The organism is Sphingobacterium sp. UBA865 (genome assembly GCF_002295765.1).
Lineage (GTDB): Bacteria > Bacteroidota > Bacteroidia > Sphingobacteriales > Sphingobacteriaceae > Sphingobacterium > Sphingobacterium multivorum.
Window position 1 is genome coordinate 36443 of record NZ_DBGB01000031.1, and the last position, 25716, is coordinate 62158.

Sequence of the window (25716 nt, forward strand, 5' to 3'; positions counted from 1 at the left end):
GTAAAATTTACCTTTGCACAAAATTGGTATTATGACGTTTGAAAATTACTTACAACAATTCGAAGATATCTTAAATCATCCTGAGAATCACCCTACCTATCAAGATGATGAATATTATCAGTACACAAAAATGAACTGGACAAGAATGGGCCGTTGGTTAAAACGCTTCGAACCAACGTCGACTTTTGAACAATTTGTTGAGTCAATTACTGAAAAGCAACAATGGATCATTATTACTGAACCTTGGTGCGGGGATGCGGCGCATTCGGTACCTATGTTGGCGAAGATGGCCTCAAAAAATCCCAATATCACGGTGGATATCCAACTGCGTGATAGTGCTCCGTTTCTGATCGATTCTTATCTAACAAACGGAGGCAAATCTATTCCAATTCTGGTGATACGCAACGAACAGGGGCAAGATTTGGCTGTCTGGGGCCCAAGACCTCAAGCCTGCCAGGAGCTGTTTTTGCATATGAAAGCGCAAGGGGCAGATTTCTCCGAAATCAAAGAGGAGATTCAAAAGTGGTACAATGCCGATAAAGGAACCGAAATCCAAAAGGAAATCCAGGCACTGTTCGAAAAATAAGAAAATTCCATCCTTATAATAAACTGGCAATTTTTAAGTTTAACCGGATCATCATCTCAGGAATAGACCTGGTCTTTCCTGAGCATGGTTTGAAAAACTGCTGTTAAACCCGGAGCTATGTAAACCTATCTCAATATAAGACAAGTATACGATATTCGGAGATTAGTCGGAGCTTGTTCGGTGCTTCCTCGGTACTTGTTCGTTACTTCTTCGGTTGCAAGCGAAGAAGTAACGCTGAAGCTACGTTTCATGTCCGTAGCTAATCCCTGTAAAGGCTGAAGTTATCTGACTCTTGCTATTGTCTAGTTCCAGCTTATTTTGGACCTATTTTCGGCGTAACGTAATTTCTTTAGGGCAAATAGACCTAATGTCGCCTTTGCGAAAGATCAAAAGATTTTAAGTAAAACGATCCAGTGTTTTTGTTAGCTTTATATGAATTATGGACCATTTTTATGGTGGCTTTTTCAGTTTGCTTGAGCGACAACTAAAACTAAAAAAATATGAATATTGAGGATCTAAGAGATTATTGTTTATCGATTGGGCCGGTGATGGAGGAGACTCCCTTTGGGCCAGATACATTGGTATTTAAGGTAGGCGGTAAGATTTTTTTGTTGGTAGGCCTGGATCAGGTTGATGGATTACGATTTAATGTTAAGTGTAACCCCGAAAGGGCCATTGAATTGCGGGAACGTTATGAGCATACCGTACTGCCGGGCTATCACATGAATAAAAAGCACTGGAATACCGTGGTTGCCAATCAAGAGATTGATGATAGAAAGCTGGAGGAATTGATTTTACACAGCTATCAGCTTATTGTTGAAAGTCTGCCCAGTAAAATCAGATCGGAAGTCAAAGGGCTATAACCGGACTTTGCGTGTAAAGAATTAGTTGTCTATTCAGAAAAAGTCGTTTAAATGACTTTTTTTTGAGGCTAGGATTGGTAGCTTTGCTAAAATCAGTGCATTGCTCAAAGCATTGGTCGATAAATTTACACTAAATATTATTTTTATGAAACGAACACGAAGTTACTCGTGGATAATCTGTTTTATGCTTCTTTTCAGTTTGGGAAGTTGTATAAAGGAAGAAGCGCTCAATATGGAAGCGGATATTATCGCTCTTCATGCCGATGAAGATATCTTTTTGCTGAACCCGGTCATCTCAAATACGCAAGTTACACTTTACCTTCAGCCCAATATTCATGATCTTACCAAATTGAATATGACTTTTGACCTGACTCCTGGTGCCTCCATTGAGCTTTTGAAGGATTCTTTGAAAATGCCTGCCGGAACTCAGGATATGAATAAAGTAATTATTGATGAATTCCTAAAAAACGGCGTATATTATAAAGTTACGTCCGAAGATCATCAGTTTACAAAAAACTACCTGATTAAAATTGTGAAAACAGATGGTGGATTTGTTCCAACAGCATATGGTTTTGAAGATACGGCGATTGATAAGGATGATAAATACACCATATTTTATAATAAAATTGATGGCCAGGATTTCTATAATTGGGCTTCCGGAAATCCAAGTTTCTCCTTGACATTGAGCTTAGGAGGAGGTACCAAGGATCCCGAATCATACCCCACTAAAACGAGTTCGGATGCACATTCAGGATCGAAAGCGGCTTTATTGGAAACGAAGTTGACCGGTGCTTTTGGGGCGATGTTCAAGAAACCTATTGCTGCCGGAAATCTTTTTATAGGAGCGTTTGATACAGGACCTGTATTGACAGACTCGTTATCGGCAACGCAGTTTGGCCTTCCTTTCAATCAGATACCGCTGGCCTTGGAAGGTTACTATAAGTATAGTCCTGGCGCAACGGTGACGGATGAAAACATGAAACCTGTTAATACCAAGGATTCCTGTGATATCTATGCTGTTTTCTATAATCGCAAGCAGCTTATGGACTCGCAATCTGATCCCAACAAGAAAGTTTCCTATTTGACGGGACATAATATTTTAAAAGATCCAAGTATTGTGGCTATTGCCAGGTTGGAAAATGGGGGCGCAACCAAGGCTGGTGATTTTGTCAAGTTTACATTGCCATTTAAGTACACGGCGAAAGTAAACGAAGCTGATGTTGCCAATTTGGATTATAGCATTGCGATTGTAATGTCTTCGAGTAAATATGGTGATAATTTTATAGGTGCTGTCGGTAGTAAGTTGACGGTGGATGATCTCAAAATTGTAACGAAGAAGTAATGAAAATGATAAAATATACAATCGCACTGGCTGCGATGGTTTTGATAGGATCTATTGCCAATGCGCAGGAAAACACAGCGGATGAGGGTAAATTGGGTTTTGATGTGACGGTAGGCGGTAAGATCGGCGGCGCAGCCCCCCTATCATTGCCACGTGAAATTCGAAAGATTAAAAGCTATAATCCGAATGTTCCCTTTTTTGTCGGAGCAAGGGCAAACTATCATATTGATTCCCAATGGGGAGTATCTTTGGGAATCGTCTTCGAAGGAAAGGGAATGGATACATAGGCGAGTGTTAAAGGATACAAGACGACATTCAATGCGGTGAATGATGCAAAAGAGGAGCTGAGAGGTTATTATACGGGTGATATCACAACAAAAGTACATAACCTGTATCTGACTGTTCCGATCCAAGCTACCTATCAGCTTTCAAATCGTTGGAATGTACAGGCAGGTCCTTACATTTCTTTTGCGGTAAAAAAGGAATTCTATGGCGAGGCCTACAACGGCTATCTTAGGCATGAGGAGCCTACCGGAAATAAGATTGTTGTGGATAATGCTGATTATGATTTCTCGGAGAGTGTTAGAAGTATTGATGTTGGTATGAGTTTGGGCGCACATTATGCTATCGACAGAAGATTCTTTGCGTTGGCACAGTTGGATTATGGCTTCAATAATATTATGAAAACCGGATTTGAAAGTATTAGCTTCGGGTTACATAATATCTTTATGAATGTTGGTATAGGTTATAAATTGAAATAGCTTTAATATCCATAAAAAAGAAATGGCCGATCCTAGGATCGGCCATTTCTTTTTTATACTGTTATGCTCATTTAAATGATGCGGAGTTTTACATTTTTAATCCGATTTCTCTTAAGCGTTCATCCAGGTACTGACCAGCGGTATAATCTTCGTAGGCCTTCGGGTGTTCCGCATCGATGCAGGAATCCAATGAAGCCAAACTCATGGCGGATTTTGGATGTAAAAAGAAAGGAATAGAAAAACGGGAAGTACCCATCTTCTCACGTGGTGGGTTTACTACGCGATGCGTAGTAGATTTCAACTTATTGTTTGTTAACCGTTGCAACATATCACCTACATTGATGACGATATCTTCACCCTTGGCTTTGATAGGAAACCATTCCCCGTCTTTTGTCATCACTTCAAGACCATCCGCACTAGCTCCAATCAATAAGGTGATGAGGTTAATATCTTCGTGGGCGCCTGCGCGTACTGCGTCAGGGGCTAAGGCGTCAGGATCGTTTATTGGGAAGTAATGGATAGCACGTAGAATAGAATTACCGTTGATGACATATTGTTCAAAGTAATTTTCTTCCAGATCGAGGTAGGTCGCGATCGCTTTCAATAAGTCGCGGCCTGTATCTTCTAGTTTTTTATAAACCTCAGCGGTTACGCCATTAAAGCGAGGAATTTCAGCTACTTCAGGATTGTCCGGAAAATCAGCTTTGGAATATTCTTCACCAACAATCGTTTGACCGCGTTGCCAGAATTCTTTTAAGTCAGGTGTTTTCGCGTCTTTGGCTTTTTCTCTTCCTTTTGCGGTATAGCCACGTTGACCTGCAAGTTCTGGAAATTCATATTTTTCCTTGATCTCAGTAGGCAAAGCAAAAAATTCAGGAACCACCTGATATAATTCCTCAATCAGCTCTTTTGATAAGCCATGATTTGCAATCGTTACAAAGCCTGTTTCATTGAAAGCTTTGCCAATATCTTGGATAAATTGATTTCGTTGTTCTTGGGTTCCTTGTGTATAATGTAGCAAGTCCAAGCGAGGTATGTTTACTAAAGCCATACAGTGTTGATGTTTGTTCAGGACAAAGTTAACGGAATTAATTTTGATTATTAAACAGGGACTGTTAATAAAAGTTTTGTGTTTCTGTTTATTTTGCTGTATGTCAGTGTTTAAAAGTTTTCCACATTTCACAATTGACGACAAGTATCGTTAGGTATGTGTGCCGAATTATGCTGACGAACATATGACAAAATTTATAATTTCGAGCTTGTTATTCTAATTGCTAACTGGTATATTTGTTATGCAAGCATAATAAATAGCTTGTGGGTACGCTTATGAACCAAAATCAGACAATCGATTATTTTTTAAAAACAGGGTGGCAGACAATAGCCAATAAATATAATCAAATTGCTTCGCAGTACGGTTTTACCCAGGCTGCGGGATATATTTTGATTAACATCCATAAAGAGGGTACACCTGTTTCTCAGATTGCAAATTTGACAGGAGTTAAAACAACTAGTTTGTCTCGGGTGTTGAATAATTTGGAGTCATTGGGATTTATATACCGCGAAACGAGTGAGACCGACAAGAGGTCCGTAAAAGTGTATTTAACCGAATTGGGGCGAGAGAAAAGACGGATTGCTAAAGATGTTGTTCGTAATTTCAATCAATATTTAGCGGACAATTTTTCAGAAAATGAACGGGATCAATTGATTGCTTCTTTAGCGAAACTCAATGAGCTCGCAACAAGTTACAAAGAAGAAGTAATCATCTAGGAATTAAACCAAATGTACAGAAGTGCATGATAAATATGTTATGATGAACAGAAATATTAGAAAAGTGGCAGTTCTCGGATCGGGTGTTATGGGCTCGCGAATTGCTTGTCATTTTGCTAACATTGGTGTTGAAGTTTTGCTGTTGGATATTGTTCCGCGCGAACTGCTTCCGGCAGAACAAGCCAAAGGCTTAACTTTGGAGAGTAAGATCGTTCGGGACCGAATTGTCAACAGCTCCTTAGAAACGGCTTTAAAAACAAACCCTTCGCCAATTTATAGCAAGTCATTTGTAAGACGTATCAAAACAGGGAATTTTGACGATAATCTAAAAGACATTGCTTCTGTGGATTGGATTATCGAGGTTGTTGTTGAGCGGCTCGATGTTAAAAAATCTGTTTTTGAGCGTGTTGAGCAATTTCGAAAACCTGGGACATTGATTACTTCCAATACTTCTGGTATCCCTATTCATTTAATGACAGAAGGGCGAAGTGAAGATTTTAAAGATCATTTCTGCGGCACACACTTCTTCAATCCGCCGCGCTATCTCCCTTTATTGGAAGTTATTCCAACACCGCATACTAAGCCAGAGGTTGTTGACTTTATACTTCACTTTGGTGACAAAATGCTGGGTAAATCGGTTGTGTTATGTAAAGACACTCCGGCGTTTATTGGTAATCGTATCGGTGTTTATTCGATGTTGGCGGTTACTCATTTAGTGGAACCTCTTGGATTGACCGTTGAGGAGGTCGACAAATATACCGGTCCTGCAATGGGGCATCCCAAATCGGCGACTTTTCGTACAGCCGATGTGGTAGGACTTGATACTTTGGTGAATGTTGCCAATGGACTGGCGCAGAATGCCCCAGAAGATGAAGCCAAAGGCGTTTTCCAGCTTCCTGCATTCATCAGCAAGATGGTCGAGAATAAATGGTTGGGTGAGAAAACCAAGAAAGGGTTTTATGAAAAAGTAAAAGCTGCCGATGGTAATTCGGAGATTTTATCTTTAAATCTAAAAACACTGGAATTTGGTTCACAGCAAAAAGTGAAATCCACTACCTTGGAAGCTACCAAGCCTGTGGAGGATATCCGCAAGCGGATGAAAGTATATGAACAAGGGAGCGATAAAGCGGCGGAACTCTTCCGTGCCATGCATTATCCATTGTTTGAATATGTATCCCGCCGTGTTCCCGAAATTACAGATGACTTCTTCCGGATCGATGATGCCATGCGTGCTGGATTTGGTTGGGAGTTAGGACCATTTGAAGTATGGGATGCGCTAGGTGTTCGCGAGACTTTAGCTAAAATTAAGACCGAAGAAAAACGACTTCCGGGTCAGGACGGGGAGGTTGCTTCCTGGGTACACGAGATGTTGGAAGCCGGATGTGAATCATTCTATAAAATAGAAAATGGTGTACGTCACTATTATGATATTGCGACCAAATCGTATAAAGCTATTCCCGGTACCGAAGATCTGATCGTATTGGATCACATCCGGGAAAGTAAGACAATCTGGAAAAATACGGGTGTTTCTATTATTGATCTGGGCGATGGTATCATTAATTGTGAATTTCATACCAAGATGAATACCATTGGTGGGGATGTTATCCAGGGATTGAATAAAGCCATTGACCTTGCTGAAAAAGAGTATCGCGGTTTAGTGGTGTCCAATGATGGAAAAAACTTTTCTGCTGGAGCGAATATCGGAATGATTTTCATGATGGCCGTCGAACAGGATTTTGATGAATTGAATATGGCCGTTCGTGCATTTCAAAATACATCCATGCGCTTACGCTATTCGTCAATACCTGTAGTCGTTGCGCCATTTCAAATGACGCTTGGTGGGGGCTGTGAATTCTCCATGCATGCCGATTTTGTGCAGGCTCACGCCGAAACCTATATGGGCTTGGTTGAACTGGGGGTTGGTGTTATTCCTGGTGGTGGCGGAACTAAAGAATTTACGCTACGTGCCTCGGAGGAATTTAAAGATGATCAAATTGTCCAAAATACGTTAAAAGATAAATTCCTGACTATTGGTCAGGCAAAAGTTTCGACTTCTGCCTATGAAGCCTATGAGCTCGGCTATTTGCAGAAAGATAAATTTGCAATCACCATGAATCGTGCCCGTCTTCTGGCGGATGCCAAGGCAAAGGCATTAGAATTGGCAGATGAGGGTTATGTTCAGCCTGCTCCTCGCAATGATATCAAAGTTTTGGGAAATCAAGGATTAGGAATCGTTTATGTGGGCGCTTCATCAATGCGTGAAGGCAATTACATCTCTGATTATGATCGTAAGATCTCAGAGAAACTAGGCTGGGTAATGTGTGGTGGAAATTTATCGTCACCGACGGAAGTGTCTGAACAGTATTTACTGGATCTTGAACGTAAAACATTCCTTGAGCTTTGTGCTGAACGCAAAACGCTTGAAAGAATTCAATTTATGTTGACCAAGGGTAAGCCTTTACGGAACTAGAACTCACTACTCACGAAAAAATTAAAAATAATGGAAGCATATATAGTAGCAGGATTTCGTACAGCAGTAGGCAAAGCGCCCCGGGGAGTATTTCGCTTTATGCGGGCCGATGATTTAGCCACGGATGTTATTAAACATCTTGTATCCACTGTGCCGAATTTAAATAAAGAAGATATAGATGATGTCATTGTTGGGAATGCCATGCCGGAAGCGGAGCAGGGACTCAATATGGCCCGTTTCATTTCACTGATGGGATTGGACACGGATAAGGTCCCGGGTGTAACCGTTAACCGGTACTGCGCATCAGGCCTAGAAACCATTGCAACCGCGGTAGCAAAGATTAAGACTGGGATGGCAGATGTTATCATTGCCGGTGGTGTAGAGGTGATGTCCGGAATGCCTTTTGGAGGTTGGAAGATTGTGCCTAATCCTGTTGTGGCAAAAGAGCATCCTGACTGGTATTGGGGAATGGGATTGACTGCCGAAGCCGTAGCCAAAGATTACAATGTTTCACGCGAAGATCAGGATGCTTTTGCACTTAAATCAAATCAAAAGGCAGTTGCAGCTATTCAAAACGGTCATTTGAAAGATGGGATTGTGCCTATTACTGTAAAAGAAAATTACCTGAAAGACGGTAAGATTGCAACGCGCGAATATGTTGTTGATACAGATGAAGGTCCTCGGGCTGATACTTCCCTGGAGGCTTTAGGGAAACTAAAACCAGTCTTTGCAGCGAATGGTTCAGTAACGGCGGGGAATTCCTCACAAACTTCTGATGGAGCAGCATTTGTCTTGGTGATGTCTGAAGCAAAAGTGAAAGAACTTGGTGTTAAACCAATTGCAAAGCTTGTTAGTTTTGCTGTAGCAGGTGTTCCACCGCGCATTATGGGTATCGGACCTATCTATGCCATACCCAAGGCTTTGGCAAAAGCCGGTCTTAAAAAGGAAGATATTGACCTCTTTGAGCTGAATGAAGCTTTCGCCTCTCAATCGCTAGCCGTAATTCGTGAACTTGGATTAGACGAAGAGAAAGTGAATGTCAATGGCGGTGCCATCGCTTTAGGGCATCCACTTGGATGTACAGGAGCTAAATTGACGGTCCAAGTCTTAAACGAGTTGAAACGCAGAGGCAAAAAATATGGCATGGTGACGATGTGTGTCGGAACTGGTCAAGGAGCGGCTGGTATTTTTGAGTTATTGGACTAAAATTAGCCGCTAGGAATAGCAATATAGACGAAATATGGATCTCTGATCTCATAACGCATAGAAGTATTTAAAAACATGGTGGACAGCAGCATCACTAAGCAGTGATTTCCTGGTCCATATAAATCTAGAAAGACAATGAGCGAAAATAAAGCAATTAAAGGCGGAGAGTTCGTGATTAGAGAGACTCCCTATACAGCCGTTTTTATTCCGGAAGAATTTGATGAAGAAGCCAAAATGATTCGTCAGACCTGCTTGGATTTCTTGGATACGGAAGTATTGAACAAGCTGGACCGTATCGATGCGCAAGAAGAAGGACTTATGCCTAGTTTGATGGATAAGGCCGGTGAACTGGGGATGTTGGGTGTTTCTATTCCCGAAGAATATGGTGGTTTCGGCAAGAATTTCAACACTTCTATGCTTGTTGCCGATGCGGTAGGTGGCGGGTTTTCTTTTGCTGTGGCATTGTCTGCTCATACGGGAATCGGTACGCTGCCTATTTTGTATTATGGTAATGATGCCCAAAAGGCAAAATATGTTCCAAAGCTTGCTACTGGTGAATGGAAGGCGTCGTATTGTTTGACAGAACCCAATGCTGGATCGGATGCAAATTCGGGTCGTACTTCTGCTAAATTAAATGCCGAAGGGACACATTATTTGATCAACGGACAAAAAATGTGGATTACAAACGGTGGTTTTGCAGATATCTTCATCGTATTTGCAAAAATCGATGATGATAAAAACCTAACGGCATTTATTGTCGAGAAAGATTTTGGTGGCATCACGATGAATCCCGAAGAACATAAATTGGGTATCAAGGGATCTTCAACACGTCAGATCTTTTTCAATGATTGCGCCGTTCCTGTAGAGAATATGCTTTCTGATCGTGAAAACGGATTTAAGATTGCTGTAAATATCCTGAATATTGGTCGTATAAAACTGGGCGCTGCCACGATCGGTTCGGCACGTATGGTGATCAACCATGCGGTGCAGTATGCCAATGAACGTGTGCAGTTTAATCTGCCGATTTCTAAATTTGGTGCCATTCGTTATAAGCTGGCTGAGATGGCAACACGTTTGTTTGCTGTGGAGTCGGCATCGTATCGTGCCGGTCAAAATATTGATGATGCTTACGATGCATTGATTGCTGGCGGGATGGATGAAGCAAAAGCAAAATTGAAGTCTGTGGAGCAGTTTGCAATTGAGTGCGCTATCATCAAAGTATGGTGCTCGGAGATGTTGGATTATGTGGTTGACGAAGGGGTACAGATTTATGGTGGAATGGGTTACTCAGCAGATGCGCCAATGGAACGCGCTTATCGGGATTCACGGATCAACAGGATCTTTGAAGGTACGAATGAAGTGAATCGATTGCTTGTCGTTGACATGATGTTAAAACGGGCCATGAAAGGTGAATTGGATCTGATGGGACCTGCCCAAACTGTAGCTGGAGAGCTTCTAGCTATTCCAGATTTTGGTGAAGAGGACGATGCACCTCTCGCTGCAGAAAAGAAAATTGTGGCAAACCTTAAAAAAGCTGGGTTATTGATTGCGGGAGCAGCAGTGCAAAAATTGATGATGTCTCTTTCCAAAGAAGAGGAAATCCTCATGAATATTGCGGATATTATCGGGTATGTTTATATCACCGAGTCAGTCTTGTTGCGTGCGGAAAAATTGCTGCATACAGGATCTGATAAAGCAGACTATGCAAAAGATATGGCTAAGATCTATCTGTATGGTGCTATTGATAAAATCAGCGCTGCCGGTAAAGAAGCATTATATTCTTTTGGTGAAGGTGATGAACTGAATATGATGTTGGTTGGTTTGCGCAGATTCACAAAAGCACAGCCATTTAATGTGAAAGATGCACGTCAGCGAATCGCAAAGAAATTGATAGATGAGAATAAATATTGTTTTTGATTGATAATAGATTATTGGTTTTGGTTAATGGCCGGAGAGAAATCTTCGGCCATTTTTGTGTTACAATCCTAGAAAGTCACTGTAATTATGCTAAATTTAACCTTTTAAACCCTAACCATTATATGACATCTTCAAGATCATTTACATTTACAGAAGACTGGGTAGTCGTCATTTTGGGGATCGCTACCATATTTCTCGCACTCTCAGGAATTGTTGCGCCAGTACCTAGTTTTTCGTGGAGTAATTCCGCCGAACTCGTCGCAACGGTTTTCGACCCGACAAATTTAATGAAGCTTTTTGAGCAGTTTATTTTTGTATTCGTTACCGCGATATTGGGCGCCTTTCTTTTGGGGAAATCTGTAAGACAATTATTCGTTGTATTTCCTGTTGTATTTATCCTTACCGTATTTGCATTGGTGCTGGCAGGGAATGCAACAGTTAAAGAATACAATCTCGAAGCTGTAATTTTTAGTTTGATTATCGGTTTAGTCATCAGCAATTGCTTTAAACTGCCTAATTGGTTTAAAGAGGCGCTCAGTACCGAGCTGTATGTCAAGATAGGCCTAATTCTGCTCGGGACTACCGTGATCTTCGGGGATATCCTGAAAGCGGGATCCTTGGGGCTTATTCAAGCACTGGCTGTCGTATTGTCTGTTTGGTACTTTGCGTTCTGGATTTGTAAAAAATTAAAGATTGACAAGGAGATGTCGCTGATGCTGTCGAGTGCAGTATCTATTTGCGGTGTTTCCGCAGCGATAGCAACTTCGGGAGCAATTAAAGGTGATAGCAAAAAGCTTTCCTATGTCATTTCACTGGTCCTTATTACAGCGATTCCAATGATGATTTTCATGCCTTATATGGCGGAGTGGATGGGCTTGTCGCAAGAAGTTACCGGTGCTTGGCTCGGCGGGAGTATTGATACAACTGGTGCTGTCGTGGCTTCAGGTTCCCTGGTAGGAGAAGAAGCGTTGAAAATCAGTACCATTGTGAAATTTTCCCAAAACGTATTGTTGGGGCTGGCTGCTTTTGCCATCAGTATTTATTGGACTTATGCGAAATCGGTTGATGATGAAACCAAGCGGGATAAGCCTACGCTGAAAATTATATGGGAACGTTTCCCGAAGTTTGTGTTGGGATTTGTATTTGCATCGTTGCTCTTTTCATTCGTGATATCTCCTGAGAAGATTGATGCCGTCAAAGGAAGTTTGAAAAACTTACAGGGCCTCTGGTTTACCTTGGCATTTACATCCATTGGTTTGGAAACGAACTTTAAGGATCTTTTTGCTCAAGACAATAAGAAACCGCTATATGCTTTTCTGATTGCCCAAACTTTTAATGTTATTATTACCTTATTGATTGCTCTGGTGCTATTTCGCTAAGACGGTAAGTGTTTCAAGGTGAAATAGATCGTTAAAATATGACTGTAAAGATGGCCGTCTAACTAGGACGGCCTTTTTTATGCTTTTTCATCAAGGGTTTATGCGTGAATTTTTTTCTGATTCGTAGCACAGATCTTCGTTTTTTATACAATCGCTTGCTTCTTGATTTTCGCTGGGTAGTTGGTGATTAGGATGGTTGCCTTCGCGATTTTTTTCATGCTGAAAGAAATTTGAGCCGCTTTTTATTTGCTTTAAGTGTCTTAAAATTAAGGTTTAATGGCTTTTTGAAAAAAAATATCATTAAATCTATCAAATTAGTAGTCTTTTAAAAAATATTTATATATTTGTATCGTTATCTGATTTACAGGTAAATAGGAAGGCGAGCAAAAAGGACTGACTTGATTATGAATCGAACTAGCCATGAAATTGATTTTATAACAAAGAAATGTGATGAAAGTTGTTTGAAATTGCCGCCTGATAAGTGCATATACTGATTCGTTTATGCAGCAGGAAATAAAAGAAAATAACAAGATAAAAAGAATGAAACAAAATTACTCTCCAAAAACAAGTTTATTGGTTGCTTCGGTAGAAGGATCTGTTGTTACCCTAAAAAGTGACAAGAAACGAATGTGTTGTTAAAATTTCTCTCTTACACTCTCTTATATTAGAAAAGGGAAGCCGAGGCTTCCCTTTCACAAAGTTTTAACAATGAAGCAAGTATCGATTGGCGTTGGCACTTGTTTAGATTCACCATTAAACTGAATAAATTTATGAAAAAAAATGCTATTTTTCGAATTAGCGTCGTTTTTAGCTTGCTTTTAACGGGTTCTTACCACAGCTATGCGCAAGTAGAAAATCCTAAACCTATTATAAATGCCTCATTAACAGGTACCGTAATTGACGCCGTAACAAAAGAACCATTACAGGGGGTAACGGTTCAGCTGGAAGCTGTTACGCACCAAGTAAAAACAGACAGTAAAGGAGTTTTTCAGTTTGTAACTGGACAAAAATTACCATTTTCATTGATCGTATCCATCGTCGGTTATCAAACTCGTCACATCGTGGTAGATCATTCTCCGGCCGTGATTGAACTTACGCCACGATTGGAAGCTTTGGATCAAGTGGTCGTCACCGCACGTCGCCGTAAAGAGCAATTGCAGGACGTGCCTATTCCCGTATCAATTATTCGTGGAGCAGCATTAGAAGATGCAGGTGCTTTTAATGTTAACCGGTTGAAAGAACTGGTGCCAACTGTTCAGTTGTATGCATCGAACGCACGTAATACAACACTTAACATACGCGGACTTGGTTCCACCTATGGCCTCACCAATGATGGGATTGATCCTGGTGTTGGGTTTTATCTTGATGGCGTATATATTGCTCGTCCTGCCGCAACTTGGCTAGACTTCATTGATATTGATCAGATTGAAGTACTACGGGGACCACAGGGTACCCTCTTTGGAAAAAATACAACCGCGGGAGCTTTCAATATCACCTCACGTCTGCCTCAATTTACACCCGAGGCCAATGTGGAAGTCAGCTATGGAAACCAGGGGTTTATTCAGGCGAAGACTTCAATCTCAGGACCATTGGCCAAAAACTTGGCTGCGAGAGCTTCTTTCTCTGGTACACAGCGGGATGGAAACTTGTTTAATGTACATACCAATAGGAAGATCAATGATATCAACAACCTGGGCTTTAGAGGGCAATTGCTGTTTACCCCAACCGAAAATATCAAACTCGTACTTTCTGGGGACGTGTCATCACAAAAACCGGACGGTTATGGCTGGGCGGTTGCCGGAGTTGTAAAAACACAGCGTGCGGACTACAGACAATTTGATGCAATTATTAAAGATCTTGGCTACGAGTTGCCCTATAAAAGTGCTTTCGAACGTAAGATAGATTTGGATACTCAATCTAAAGCTGATAATAAATTGGGTGGGGTCGCATTGAATGCCGATATCAAGATTGGAGAAGGGACACTGACCTCAACTTCTGCGTGGCGGACATGGACATGGGTTCCGCTCAATGACCGCGATTATTTAGGACTTCCGGTATACACCGTTTCAGCAGGTAATTCCGTCCATAACCAGTGGTCACAGGAGTTCAGATACTCTGGTAAAATCAGTGAAAAGGTCAGCGGGGTTGTTGGTTTATTTGGTCTTTGGCAGGATCTGGGCACAGACCCTGTACATACCGAAGAAACAGGATCTGCCTTTTGGCGTTTTCAAAAAAGCTCTACCAGTGCTTTGTGGCAGACACCGGGATTATTTGATAATTTTGGAATCAAGACCGTTTACGGGATTAAAAGCACAAGCTTGGCAGCCTATACACAGATTGATTGGGCTGTAACGCCAAAATTACATATCCTCCCAGGGCTGCGCTACAACTACGATAAAAAGGTGGCTAACTACGATAGACAGACCTATGGTGGTTTGCAGACCTCAGATCCCGCCCTGCTTGCCTTAAAGAACGGTGTATATACCAATCAGACTTTTGATGTCAATGCGGATGCAGACAATTTCTCTGGTCAACTCTCCGCAAGATATCGCTTCAATCCGAAGATAAATGCTTACGCAACGTATTCAATCAGTTATAAACCTGTCGGTATCAACGTCGGCGGATTGCCCACAGCCAATGGAGCGGTGTTGCTGGATCTCGCCGAAGTAAAACCTGAGGCTGTCCGTCATAAGGAAATTGGTGTGAAGACAAATCCAACACGCAATTCACTCCTCAATCTGACCGTCTACCAAACGGATATCAAAGACTATCAAACGCAAGTGCAGACACCCGAGCCTGGGGTAAACCGTGGTTATCTGGCCAATGCCGAAAAGGTACGTGTAAAGGGTATTGAATTGGATGGAAATATCAACATCGGACATTTTCTCCGATTGAATGGAGCATTGGCCTATACTGATGCCAAATATGTTAAATTTACCAACGCACCTGTTCCCTTAGAAGAGGTTGGCGGAGCGCAAGCTTTTAAAGATATCTCTGGTGGCGTCCTTCCTGGTGTTTCCAAATGGTCCTGGTCCTTGGGCGGCGAAGCGAATAAAAGTGGGAAGCTGATCGGAATTAATGGATCTTACTTTTTGGGCGCAGACCTATTTCACCGGTCTAAATTCTCATCCAGTTCCTCACCATCACAGTACCTAAACATTGATGCCTATTCGGTATTGAACGCTCGGCTAGGATTCAGGGGATCGAATGGTATTTCGGTGTTTGTTTGGAGTAGAAATCTAACCAATAAAGATTATTACGAACAATTGCTGGCAGCACCTGGAAGCTATGGACAGTATGCAGGAGTAGTTGCCGATCCGCGGACTTACGGTGTTACACTGCGATACAATTGGAAACAAGGAAATTAAATCCGTAATTCATATTATATTTTTATCGACCGTCTCCATTTCGTTATGGGGACGGTTTTTGTTTTGCGCTAATTTTCAATAGCTCCTTTTTTTATATATGGAAATTTGTATCTTAAATCATCATTAAGGTGAATGATTTGCGCATGAACGAAAAAGAGCTTTTACAACACTATAAAACAAGCGGTGACTTGTCTACGCTGGGGAAACTATATTCGCCCTATATGTCCTTGCTTTATGGTGTGTGCTTTAAATACTTACAAGACCCCGACCGTAGTCAGGATGCTGTGATGCAGATATTTGAAGAACTTATCACGAAGCTTCGGCAATATGAAGTCGATAATTTTAAGAGCTGGTTACACGTTTACAGCAAAAATTATTGCCTGATGCAGTTACGTAAAGATAAGCGGACAACACAGGTTGATATTGAAGACAATTTGTTCGAAAGTGAACAAAAGTTAAATGATACCAGTGAAGTCAAATGGGAAGAAAAAGACTTTGAGAAACTGGAGGGATGTATGCAGACTTTAAACCACGAACAACAAGAATGTGTACGTTTATTCTATCTCGAGCAAAAATGTTATAAAGATATTGCAGATTTGACCGGATATGACTTGAATAAGGTCAAGAGTGCTATTCAAAATGGAAAGCGCAATCTAAAAATCTGTATGGAAAGGAAAGAAAATGGAAAATAATTATCAATTATCACGGATTCATAATTACATCCATGGTTTGATGACTAAGGAGGACATGTTTCAACTGGAACGAGAAGCATTGGAAGATCCCTTTTTACAAGATGCTATCGATGGTTATCGATTACAAAATGGTGTGGATGCCCGACAATTGAGTCTATTGCAGCAACGTCTCAATCGTCGTGTAGAAGATACAGTTGCGACAAGACATGCCCAATATTTCACTTGGCAGCGTCTGGCGATAGGTGCTACCGCAGGGGTACTTTTTGTGACTTTATTGGCCTTGCTCTATTTTAAACATTTTAGCGGTAAAGCGGAGCGTACAACGGATGTAGAGTTGAGCGAGCCTGAAAATAAGGTGTCTGTTGAACCATTGTTGGATGGAGGTGATGCAACGCCGCGTGAAGGATGGAAAATTTTTGAACAGTACCTCAATCAGAAGTCCGTTACATCTGTAAGAGGAGGCGAAATTATTGTCAATTTTACAATCGACAAAAATGGAGTGCCTACTCATATCAGTGCTGAAGGACAACCAGATCAGTCGCTCGTTGATGAAGCGGTTCGACTTTTGCAGTTTGGGCCAAAATGGCAGGGAACAAAAGGGCGTCTGAAAATTGTGTTCCCCGTCAAAGAGGAACGGAACTCGGCACAAGTAATTGTAATTAAACCGCCGCATTGTTTTGGAATCGAAAAAAAATAATAGTGATAAAAAGCAGCGAGCCATTTCTTTCATAGGAAATGGCTCGCTGCTTTTTTATATAGTCTGAATTACTTAAAATGCATATCTCAGGCCTAATTGTACTTGATAAGGATTACCATTTAAATTGGATACTCCCACACCAGAACTCATATTATAAATATATTGTTGACTGGTTGCATCAAAGCTTTTGATGGCATATAGATTTTGCTTACCCAGATTGTGTCCTACACCCCAAGTTTTTTTCAATAGGTTGGCTACATTGAAAATGTCTATCGAAGCTTCAATGCCATGTTTCTTGTAAACTTTTAGATTTTTAGCCAAATGTAAGTCAAATACGCCGTAAAAACCGTTGATGCCGCCGTTTCTTTCGGCGATGCGGTCGAGGTTACCATTGATGTATTTTTTAATGCTCTGTTCTGCCTTTGGATCATCCAAAATGGCTTGAATGCCCGATTTGATGTAATCGGGTGTGTTTTTATTGCTGGGGTTGTAAACGAAGGCAAGATCGTTGGAATTTACAAAATCACCATTAACATTCCCGTTAACCGCTAGGGAATAGCGCGTTCCTGCAATTCCGCTAAAACGTAAACCCATAGATACACCCCATAGCGATGGCATAGTACCATAAAAAACAACTTTATGGCGGAATTGATTGTCCGAATACGTCATCGTACTCAAGTCGCGTGGATCATCTTTCACCATCAGCGAAAGGGTAGCGGAATTTGCGACGTTGCCGTTGTAGGAGGTATTGTCTTTTGTGTCGTTCCAGGTGTAAGATACGGTTATCTGCCCGTCTTTATAATAACGATAAGTTCCGTCCAGCACAACCGTATAAGAATTGTTTTTTCCTTCACTGTTCATTTCCAGTACGCGGCCTATTTGTTTTGTTTTACGGCTATTGGTCCAGTTGGCGGCACCATTTGTCGTATTGATGCTTGATGCCGGAACATACACCCCACGGTTACCTTCGGCGGTCAGCCTAAAGTAAGGATCCTCCACCATATTGCGATCTACATACATATAATTGTTGCGCCCCCAGGTTCCGTAAGCGCTTAAACCGATGCGTAGCGAAGGTGTGAAAAAGTGATTGATGGAAATATTCGCTTTATATACAGTTGGCACTTTTACATCCTTGCTATTGGTATTGATGGTAACAAGTTTTTCGATCTTCGGGTTGTCCAGCAGTTCGCGCCCTGGAGCTGTATCGGGGTCTTGGCGATATCCTGCAAAATTTGGTTTGGGAATTAAAGTAGGGTCAGTAATATCTACACCGGCAATGCGTGAGCCATCAAACAACATATTGTTTAACATAGAATAGGGGTTGAGGGCCGAACCGAATATACCAGCGCCAAAACGGATTATATTTTTCTTTTCTTCATTGATATCCCAGTTGAACTGCACGCGGGGTTGTATCTGAAAAGTGTTGATACCATTATCGGTTGAAAGGCCCAGTTCGTCATAGACTGTTTGGTTGAATGTAGCCTTCTTTAGGTATTTCGTATTGTCCAGACGTAGGCCGCCGACAACATCAAGACCCCTAGCGATTTTAGCTTCCATCTGTCCATAGAGACCTACAGCTAGATTGTTGACCAAGGTGTTTTCTTTGTCAGTCATATATACATCACGGGCATAGCGATAAGAAGTCAGGTTATCGAAATTTTGTAGACCAGTAAAATAGAAACGACCATTCATTTCGCTGCCGTAGCGGAAATCCATGTTCGTATACATGACATCTGCACCGAAGGTATATTTGATTTTATCTGTGTTATAATAGAGGTTGTTGACCAGTTGTAACATATTTCCGTTGAACCATTCTGGTGCATAACGCTGACCACCAAGCTGTATTGAATTGGTATATTTATTTGTGCCGTCCACCGATTGAACAGATTCAACGATCGCACGTGGAATACTGTGTGACTGATCAAATCCAGCTACATTGTGCTGTGCTTCAGAACGCTCATAAAAATGTTGCACCTTCAAATCGTTGGTCAATTTGGAACTGATCGACGTGCGCAAGGAGGCCATGAGGCTGTTGTTAATATACCTTCTGTTGGTGTAGGATTCAAAAGCATTGATGCCTGTATTGTCTCCCTCTTGTTGATTGTCCATGTCGTAGACAAAGTTGTTCCGAATAGTCAATAAGTTTTTATCGTTCAATTGCCAATCAATGCGGGCGAAGGCCGCGTCGGTCTTTTTCTTCTTGTCAAAGGAACCAAACAGGCGATCGGCACTTGCACCATATTTACCTACAGCAATGCGGGTAAACTCATCTAATGTAGCCTGGGTTACTTTGTAACGTGCAATGTCCTCCGTTGTTTGAATGTCTGCGATCTGAAGAGGACGGGTGTCCATCTGACGGTCCCAAGTTACAAAGAAGTGAGCTTTGTCTTTTATGATTGGACCTCCAAGTGAGAATCCATATTGATAGGTGGAGAATTTTTGTTTTCGGGCTGTTCCATTGAGGTTGTACTTACTCGAAAGCCAACCTGCCCGGGCAAAAGTAAATGCACTTCCAGTTAACGTATTTGTACCGGATTTGGTTACGGTGGTAATGCTGCCCCCTCCGCTGCGACCGAATGTGACATCGTAGTCATTGGTCACTACTTTGAACTCTCGAATGGCTTCCATGGAGATTGAATAAGCTCCGCCGCTATTTCCACCGGCCACTGTGCTGCGCGAATTCATTCCGTCTACCGTAAAATTGGTCGATGAAGCGCGCTGTCCAGCTAGATTTGTACCACTGCTGACAGGCGATAAATCAATCAGAGAGGAAAAATTACGTCCATTTACAGGCATTTTTTTGAGGTCATTGGCCGTAATGGCGGTAGATGCACCCAATGTCTTGATCTTGTTTTTTAGGTCAGCCGCAGTGCCTTGAACGATAACTTCATCCAATTTATTTTCAGCTGACGATAAGGTGAAATCCACATTGAGTTCGTCACCATAGCTCAATTTATAGTCGGTCTTTTTTTGTTCTGCATAGCCAACGTGGTTGATTGTGATGCTGTATGGCGAACCCAAAGGTAATTGCTGAAAGGTATAGACACCATTTTGGTTGGTCAGTGTCGTTTGTTTAAATCCTGTTGATTCATTCCTTACCGATACAGATGTTCCTTTTACAGGCCCATTGTTGTCTATGATCCGACCTGTAATCGTCGCTTCGGTACCCTGAGCCCAACTGTTGGTTGGAATTTGGAGAAATGTAATAATGGTTAATACCATTAACCAAACGATGTTTCTTTGCATAATAATTTCACTTTTTAGTTGATTAGCGTCTGTCACAAGTATGTTGCGAAATTATCTCTGCAAGATTGTTAAATGGTTAAGATCTCATTATGAAATATTTAATAAAAATGGGTTTTGATGGTCCGTCATGCATAATTAATTAACCTATAAACAGCGAGCGGCTCAGATACCTCTAAGCCGCTCGCTGTTTATTATAAAGTTGAGAAGATTTATTCTTCCCAACGAATTTTATCTGCAATTGGTGTGCGGATAGGTTCGCGCGCCTCAGATTGATGGTGTCCTAAGTAGAATAGACCAATACATTTTTGATTTTCTTCGAGATTTAAGAAACCACCCAAATGATTGATTAAACCGGGAGTCGCCCAGTATCCACCAATGTTTAGCGAGTGTGCAGCTAACCACATGTTTTCAACTGCTGCAGCTGTACAGGCCAATTCTTCCCATTCGGGAACTTCACCTGTATAATTGACAACAATAGCGATCGCAACGTTTGACTGTGTTGCTTTTTTGCCCATTGTTATTTCTGTTGCCTCAGTGTACTTCTCTGCTGGTGTTACCGATTTGTAAATACGTGATAACTCCGTGCCCAAACGTTCCAATCCCTCTTTGCGGAAGATGACAAAACGCCAAGGTTGTGTCCTTTTATGTGTTGGAGCAGCATTGGCCGCTTCCAAGATACTCAAGATATCTTCTTTACTGACTTCTTCTTCAGTAAAGGAAGCTTGAAATACTGATCTTCTGTAGTGTATTGCCTTTAATACGTCGTTTTTCATTATAATTTATTTTTCCTTTATGCTTTTTCTTCCCATAAAGATACAACATGCAAAATTGTTTTGACGGCTTTTTCCATATCTTGTACAGCTACCCACTCTTGTTTTCCATGGAAAGCATGCCCTCCGGCAAAAATATTTGGACAAGGCAGCCCCATAAACGAAAGACGGGAGCCATCTGTTCCACCACGGATACTTCTTCTTTCGGCTACCATTCCTGCTCGGTTGATGGCTTCCATCCCGATTTCCATAATTTCAGGATGCTGATCCAGCACTTCTTTCATATTACGGTATTGTTCTTTTACAACAAAAGTATAAGTACAGTTTGGATATTGCTCCACGATTGATTTTGCAATACCTTCCAGTTCATCTTCATGTTTCTTGAGATTGGCCGTAACGTGATCACGTACGATAAATTGAATTTCTGCTTTTTCCACAGATCCACTGATATGAACAGGATGTACGAAACCGTCTTTTTTGTTGGTGCTTTCAGGTGAAAGCCTATCTTTCGGTAGCGCCTCAATTATAGCACTGGCGATTTTGATGGCGCTTTGCATCTTCCCTTTAGCAAAACCTGGATGCACCGATACGCCATGAATAGTTAATGTAGCTCCATCTGCGGAAAATGTTTCATCTTCGATGGTTCCGGCTCTTTCACCATCCATGGTATAAGCGAAATCTGCTGCTAAACGTTTTAAATCTGCTTTATCAACACCTCTACCAATCTCTTCATCTGGCGTAAAAAGAATTTTGATGTCACCATGTTTGATTTCAGGGTGTTTCATTAATAAACGGGCAGCATCCATGATTTCGGCCACACCTGCTTTGTCATCTGCACCGAGTAAAGTAATGCCACTCGCTGTAATGATATCATGGCCAATTTGATTGGCTAGATCGGGATGTTCGGCATATTTGATGATAATACTATTGTCGTCAGGAAGCACAAGATCTTGGCCCTGATAGTTAGCATGAACCAGTGGTTTTACATCTTTTCCAGAAGAGTCCGGAGATGTATCCATATGAGAACAGAAACAGATAACGGGAACTTGCTTTGTGGTATTGGATGGAATAGTTGCGTAAATATATCCATTTTCATCCATTGCCGCGTCTGAAATACCCAATGCCAGCAACTCCGTTACAAGTAACTTTCCTAGGTTCTTTTGCTTTTCTGTAGAAGGACATGTTGGTGAATTTGCATCAGATTGTGTGTCAATCTGTACATAGCGTTGAAATCTTTCGGATACCGAAAAATCACTTATGTTGTTGATCTCAAATGTGCTCATTTTCTAATAGCCCTAATGTGATAAGGGTGGTCAAACTTAGATAAATTGCTTTTTATTTGCAATTTAATTTGGTTGCATTTACAAACAATTTACCCTTCATACATGCGTTTGACGCTATTGTAACAAATGGGCAATAACAGAAAGGGATCGGAGCGGATAGAATCCTAATTTTCCTAAAGAGAATGTACCGCTAAAGAAAATGTATCGCTAGATAGCATTGTGCTGGAGATCTTTTGAGCTGTTTGGTTTATCCATGGATAGGAAAAAAGAAATCATGATGGTCCTGCATCAATTAAAACCTTCATGACTTCGCAGACACCAACAGCAATGAAAGCAAACTGAAGGTTCTTCCTGGCCAATAAGACCAGACAATTTCAGATAAAAAAAGGACCTATAAAATTATTGACAGGTCCTTTTTTTACATGTAAATCGTGTTCTATTTCTTTTGATCAGCGTAACCAAATACCTTCTGCAGGATATTGGTATTTCTACTGCCATCTATGTTGTGTCTAATTTTTGACTCCTGGTCGGCAACTTTGATAAATAGACCATCTATTGCTTTCTGCGTAACATATGCCGTAAGATTTGTCTCCACTTTATTGCCTAAAGGAAGGTTGTTGTAAGCTGTTGTCAATTGGGTCCAGTACTGGTCCACATTGTTTGTACCCATAGCAGATTTGATAACAGGACTAAACTTGTTTGTTAATTCGGTCGATGTATTTGTTTTAAAAAACGTTGTCGCGGCGTCTTCTTTGCTGCCTAAAAGAATGTTGGTTGCATCTGTAATCGTCATCTTCGAAAGTGCATTGACAAATACTGGGGCAGCCTCTTTAACGGCTCCCTCCGCAGCTCTGTTCATGCTCTGTATAAACTGATCGCACAATTTCCCCATCCCAACAGCATGAAGCGTTTTTTCTACTTTCTGTGCTTCGGCAGGCATCAAAATCTTTACTGCTGCATCTCCCAAAAAACCATCCTTCTTGGCTAGAGATTCGATACTCAGATTTAAGCCGTTGCTTAAAGCCTGTTTGATTCCCAACGATGCATCCTTATTGGACAAAGATGCCAAGGTATTCGATTTTGATGCTATTGCGGTCGTATTTGTTGTTGTCGTTGTTTTGGTACTGTCGGTCTGGCCCTGATTTGCTTTTGCCAATGTCTCACTGATTTTCTTAAAAATCTGCGCTTCGCTTGCATTGGAATAAAGTAATCCGGAGACAAATAGTGTACAATATAATAGTGGAAATTTCATCATGTTTTTATTTTGCTGTCAAAATTAAACATATCGACTGTTAATTTATGTGAAAGTTTAAACCAATTGCCAGGAAACATAGCTATTGTCTGGAATCGTAGCAGATACGCTACAGCGTGCTGAGTCCCTATTCCTGATGCGGTGTAAATAAAAGCTGTCCCACAAAATAAAACAGCAGATCCTAAGCGAACCTGCTGTTTGTGTTATAGGGTTGTTGTTATTAACAAGACATTATTTCCAGGAGAGTGTCGTTGCTACTGGAAAGTGATCCGACGGAAATTTATTCATGTAGGTGTCGGTCAGGATACCATATTTTTTTACCTGGAAAGGTTTGGTGATAAAGATATGGTCTATGCGGCCTGTTGGTCTGATGCTTTTGCCCCATCCGTTGAAGGAAGAATTCGGTTCATATTTGAAAGGAGCCAATTCATGTACGTCGGTAACTACTTTGCTATTGGCAAGTGTAAAATAAGCCTCATCTTGTTCATCCACATTGAAGTCTCCGGTTAAAATGAGCGGTAGATCTTTGGCAAACTCTTTTGCTTTTGTCAGAATCAATTTTGCACTTTCGGTACGTGCAGTACGACCGATATGGTCAAAATGTGTATTCATAAAGATAAAGCGTTTTTTGTTGGCCTTGTCTTCAAAGATACCCCAGGTACAGATTCGCGGTAGTGCTGCATCCCAGCCTTTATTCGGGTGTTCGGTATCTGAGGCTGAAAGCCAGAAAGTTCCACTCTTTATCGCTTTAAAGCGATTTGTATTGTAATAAATCGCCGAGTGCTCGCCCTCTTGTGCACCATCGTCGCGACCTACACCCACGTAATCAAATCCAGGAAGGAGCTTTTTGAGATCTTGAACCTGATCAAAAAAACCTTCTTGGATACCAAAGATATCAAAACCATGGTATTTGATCAGATTGGTAAGCGGGACTTTCCGGTCGTTCCACATGTTATCGACATCGACGGTATTTCTTTGGCGTATATTATAACTGCCTGCAATAAATTCCTGCCCATACGATAGGAAAGATAAACACAGTGCTATAACGAGAAAAAGACTTTTTTTCATTTATTTGAATTATTTATGCTATTTATGAGTGATCTTCATGTGTTTAAATGAACTCGTTTCACTCGGTTATTTGTTCATCATTTATTCTTTATATAAAGGCAATCATGCTGCCTCGGGCGACACGAGTGTTTAGTTTCATCGCTATAAATGTCCTTTGTTCACTCGGTTTGTCCTTATTTCTTTAATATGCGGAGCAACAACTCAGGTTCATCAGTGGTAATAAAATCAATTTTCTGATCGATTAGATTTGTCATTTCTTCTTCTGTGTTTACGGTCCATGCATTCACTTTCATACCAAGTTGATGCGCATCTTTCAGCCATGTCGCATTCTTTTTAAAGACGGAAAAGTGATAATCCACCCCATTAATCCCAGCAGCTTTTACATCTGAAGGAGATTTATCTCCTGTAAGATATTGGATATTAGCCTTAGGAGCCAATTCGTGGATCTTTTGACAAGCTTCAAAGCTGAAGGAAATGTAATCCGTAATTTTCTCAGCTTTTAAGCTTTTGACCATTTCAACCGTTTTTGTGGTCGCTTCAAGCGTACGCTCGACCCCAAGTTTATTGATTTTCAACTCAAGGATAAGGCGTAAACCCTTTAATTTTTTTCCAACATTAATATATTCTTCCAACGTGGGAATGGATTCACCGTTAGGATGTTTCTTTTCTAAGAGCTCTTTGTAGGTTGCCGTTGCGATATCAATGCCATAGAAATCATTGTCATGGTTGACCACAAGAATATTGTCTTTGGTCAAATGTACATCAAACTCGGATCCGAAGAGCTTGAGTTCGTGGGCCGCTGTTAAGGAAGCAATGGAATTTTGCGGAAGATGGCTGTTTTTCCATACGCCACGATGTGCAATGGCTTTCGTTTGTGCGAATAATGCGGAGGATGAGATTACCATAGCCAGTGTCAGACAGCTAAAAATATGTTTTTTCATGCTATAATTATGTATGAGTGTTTGTTTTCAACGGCATAATGTGCACGTTTCACTCGGTGATTTATTCCTATTCTACGTATTTATAATACCGATTACGATACTAGCAGT

Annotated in this window: 18 protein-coding genes and 1 pseudogene; 12 read left to right on the plus strand and 7 right to left on the minus strand. The window is 41.1% G+C overall.

Going from position 1 to position 25716, the window contains the following annotated elements:
• Positions 1-31 precede the first annotated feature (31 nt).
• From B2O97_RS16205 to B2O97_RS16220, 4 genes and pseudogenes are all read left to right on the plus strand, one after another.
• Positions 32-586 (plus strand): thioredoxin family protein, encoded by a 555-nt coding sequence (locus B2O97_RS16205; protein WP_070570305.1) that lies wholly within the window; start codon positions 32-34, stop codon positions 584-586.
• A gap of 500 nt (positions 587-1086) precedes the next feature.
• Entirely contained in the window at positions 1087-1449 is a 363-nt protein-coding gene (locus B2O97_RS16210) for an MmcQ/YjbR family DNA-binding protein (protein WP_046673659.1), read from the plus strand.
• Between the two features lie 145 nt (positions 1450-1594).
• Positions 1595-2791: a PCMD domain-containing protein gene (locus tag B2O97_RS16215; protein ID WP_236586155.1), complete on the plus strand. Its 1197-nt coding sequence runs from the start codon at positions 1595-1597 to the stop codon at positions 2789-2791.
• Positions 2792-2826: 35 nt separating this feature from the next.
• A pseudogene (locus B2O97_RS16220) lies at positions 2827-3552 on the plus strand (porin family protein).
• A gap of 88 nt (positions 3553-3640) precedes the next feature.
• On the opposite strand, the gene B2O97_RS16225 reads toward B2O97_RS16220, so the two are convergent.
• Complete coding sequence (locus B2O97_RS16225) at positions 3641-4603, minus strand: isopenicillin N synthase family dioxygenase (RefSeq protein WP_070570303.1); 963 nt, start codon at positions 4601-4603, stop codon at positions 3641-3643.
• 275 nt (positions 4604-4878) lie between these two features.
• On the opposite strand from B2O97_RS16225, the gene B2O97_RS16230 reads away from it, so the two are divergent.
• The 8 genes from B2O97_RS16230 (at position 4879) to B2O97_RS16265 (ending at position 17048) form a co-directional block, all read left to right on the plus strand.
• The gene (locus tag B2O97_RS16230) at positions 4879-5319 is read left to right on the plus strand and encodes a MarR family winged helix-turn-helix transcriptional regulator (protein WP_046673745.1); all 441 of its coding nucleotides are present in this window, start codon (positions 4879-4881) and stop codon (positions 5317-5319) included.
• A gap of 40 nt (positions 5320-5359) precedes the next feature.
• Positions 5360-7789: a 3-hydroxyacyl-CoA dehydrogenase/enoyl-CoA hydratase family protein gene (locus B2O97_RS16235; RefSeq protein WP_070570300.1), complete on the plus strand. Its 2430-nt coding sequence runs from the start codon at positions 5360-5362 to the stop codon at positions 7787-7789.
• Positions 7790-7819: 30 nt separating this feature from the next.
• Complete coding sequence (locus tag B2O97_RS16240; RefSeq protein ID WP_070570298.1) at positions 7820-8995, plus strand: acetyl-CoA C-acyltransferase; 1176 nt, start codon at positions 7820-7822, stop codon at positions 8993-8995.
• A 135-nt stretch (positions 8996-9130) separates the two neighbouring features.
• A complete protein-coding gene (locus B2O97_RS16245; protein WP_115046463.1) occupies positions 9131-10912 on the plus strand; it encodes an acyl-CoA dehydrogenase family protein in 1782 nt (593 codons plus the stop codon).
• Positions 10913-11034: 122 nt separating this feature from the next.
• On the plus strand, positions 11035-12291 hold the full coding sequence (locus tag B2O97_RS16250; RefSeq protein ID WP_115046465.1) for a YeiH family protein: 1257 nt from the start codon (positions 11035-11037) through the stop codon (positions 12289-12291).
• 770 nt (positions 12292-13061) lie between these two features.
• Complete coding sequence (locus tag B2O97_RS16255) at positions 13062-15659, plus strand: TonB-dependent receptor (RefSeq protein ID WP_070570292.1); 2598 nt, start codon at positions 13062-13064, stop codon at positions 15657-15659.
• A 143-nt stretch (positions 15660-15802) separates the two neighbouring features.
• Positions 15803-16351: an RNA polymerase sigma factor gene (locus B2O97_RS16260; protein ID WP_070570290.1), complete on the plus strand. Its 549-nt coding sequence runs from the start codon at positions 15803-15805 to the stop codon at positions 16349-16351.
• Positions 16341-17048: a hypothetical protein gene (locus B2O97_RS16265; protein ID WP_070570288.1), complete on the plus strand. Its 708-nt coding sequence runs from the start codon at positions 16341-16343 to the stop codon at positions 17046-17048. The genes B2O97_RS16260 and B2O97_RS16265 overlap by 11 nt, the downstream gene beginning before the upstream one ends.
• 72 nt (positions 17049-17120) lie before the next feature.
• On the opposite strand, the gene B2O97_RS16270 is transcribed toward B2O97_RS16265, so the two are convergent.
• From B2O97_RS16270 to B2O97_RS16295, 6 genes are all read right to left on the minus strand, one after another.
• Complete coding sequence (locus B2O97_RS16270; protein ID WP_115046466.1) at positions 17121-20294, minus strand: TonB-dependent receptor; 3174 nt, start codon at positions 20292-20294, stop codon at positions 17121-17123.
• Between the two features lie 209 nt (positions 20295-20503).
• Positions 20504-21067, minus strand: coding sequence for a nitroreductase family protein (locus B2O97_RS16275; RefSeq protein WP_236560304.1), 564 nt, complete (start codon positions 21065-21067; stop codon positions 20504-20506).
• A gap of 17 nt (positions 21068-21084) precedes the next feature.
• A complete protein-coding gene (gene pepT / locus B2O97_RS16280) occupies positions 21085-22347 on the minus strand; it encodes a peptidase T (RefSeq protein ID WP_070570281.1) in 1263 nt (420 codons plus the stop codon).
• A gap of 436 nt (positions 22348-22783) precedes the next feature.
• Positions 22784-23602, minus strand: coding sequence for a DUF4197 domain-containing protein (locus B2O97_RS16285; RefSeq protein ID WP_070570278.1), 819 nt, complete (start codon positions 23600-23602; stop codon positions 22784-22786).
• Positions 23603-23830: 228 nt separating this feature from the next.
• Positions 23831-24667, minus strand: a complete 837-nt coding sequence (locus B2O97_RS16290) for an endonuclease/exonuclease/phosphatase family protein (RefSeq protein WP_070570276.1) — start codon at positions 24665-24667, stop codon at positions 23831-23833.
• A 173-nt stretch (positions 24668-24840) separates the two neighbouring features.
• Positions 24841-25608, minus strand: a complete 768-nt coding sequence (locus B2O97_RS16295; protein WP_070570274.1) for a glycerophosphodiester phosphodiesterase — start codon at positions 25606-25608, stop codon at positions 24841-24843.
• Between the last annotated feature and the right edge of the window lie 108 nt (positions 25609-25716).

Coding starts and splice junctions, on each gene's coding strand:
- B2O97_RS16205 (WP_070570305.1), top strand. CDS start 32: ATGACGTTTGAAAATTACTTACAACAATTCGAAGATATCTTAAATCAT.
- B2O97_RS16210 (WP_046673659.1), top strand. CDS start 1,087: ATGAATATTGAGGATCTAAGAGATTATTGTTTATCGATTGGGCCGGTG.
- B2O97_RS16215 (WP_236586155.1), top strand. CDS start 1,595: ATGAAACGAACACGAAGTTACTCGTGGATAATCTGTTTTATGCTTCTT.
- B2O97_RS16225 (WP_070570303.1), bottom strand. CDS start 4,603: ATGGCTTTAGTAAACATACCTCGCTTGGACTTGCTACATTATACACAA.
- B2O97_RS16230 (WP_046673745.1), top strand. CDS start 4,879: ATGAACCAAAATCAGACAATCGATTATTTTTTAAAAACAGGGTGGCAG.
- B2O97_RS16235 (WP_070570300.1), top strand. CDS start 5,360: ATGATGAACAGAAATATTAGAAAAGTGGCAGTTCTCGGATCGGGTGTT.
- B2O97_RS16240 (WP_070570298.1), top strand. CDS start 7,820: ATGGAAGCATATATAGTAGCAGGATTTCGTACAGCAGTAGGCAAAGCG.
- B2O97_RS16245 (WP_115046463.1), top strand. CDS start 9,131: ATGAGCGAAAATAAAGCAATTAAAGGCGGAGAGTTCGTGATTAGAGAG.
- B2O97_RS16250 (WP_115046465.1), top strand. CDS start 11,035: ATGACATCTTCAAGATCATTTACATTTACAGAAGACTGGGTAGTCGTC.
- B2O97_RS16255 (WP_070570292.1), top strand. CDS start 13,062: ATGAAAAAAAATGCTATTTTTCGAATTAGCGTCGTTTTTAGCTTGCTT.
- B2O97_RS16260 (WP_070570290.1), top strand. CDS start 15,803: ATGAACGAAAAAGAGCTTTTACAACACTATAAAACAAGCGGTGACTTG.
- B2O97_RS16265 (WP_070570288.1), top strand. CDS start 16,341: ATGGAAAATAATTATCAATTATCACGGATTCATAATTACATCCATGGT.
- B2O97_RS16270 (WP_115046466.1), bottom strand. CDS start 20,294: ATGCAAAGAAACATCGTTTGGTTAATGGTATTAACCATTATTACATTT.
- B2O97_RS16275 (WP_236560304.1), bottom strand. CDS start 21,067: ATGAAAAACGACGTATTAAAGGCAATACACTACAGAAGATCAGTATTT.
- pepT (WP_070570281.1), bottom strand. CDS start 22,347: ATGAGCACATTTGAGATCAACAACATAAGTGATTTTTCGGTATCCGAA.
- B2O97_RS16285 (WP_070570278.1), bottom strand. CDS start 23,602: ATGATGAAATTTCCACTATTATATTGTACACTATTTGTCTCCGGATTA.
- B2O97_RS16290 (WP_070570276.1), bottom strand. CDS start 24,667: ATGAAAAAAAGTCTTTTTCTCGTTATAGCACTGTGTTTATCTTTCCTA.
- B2O97_RS16295 (WP_070570274.1), bottom strand. CDS start 25,608: ATGAAAAAACATATTTTTAGCTGTCTGACACTGGCTATGGTAATCTCA.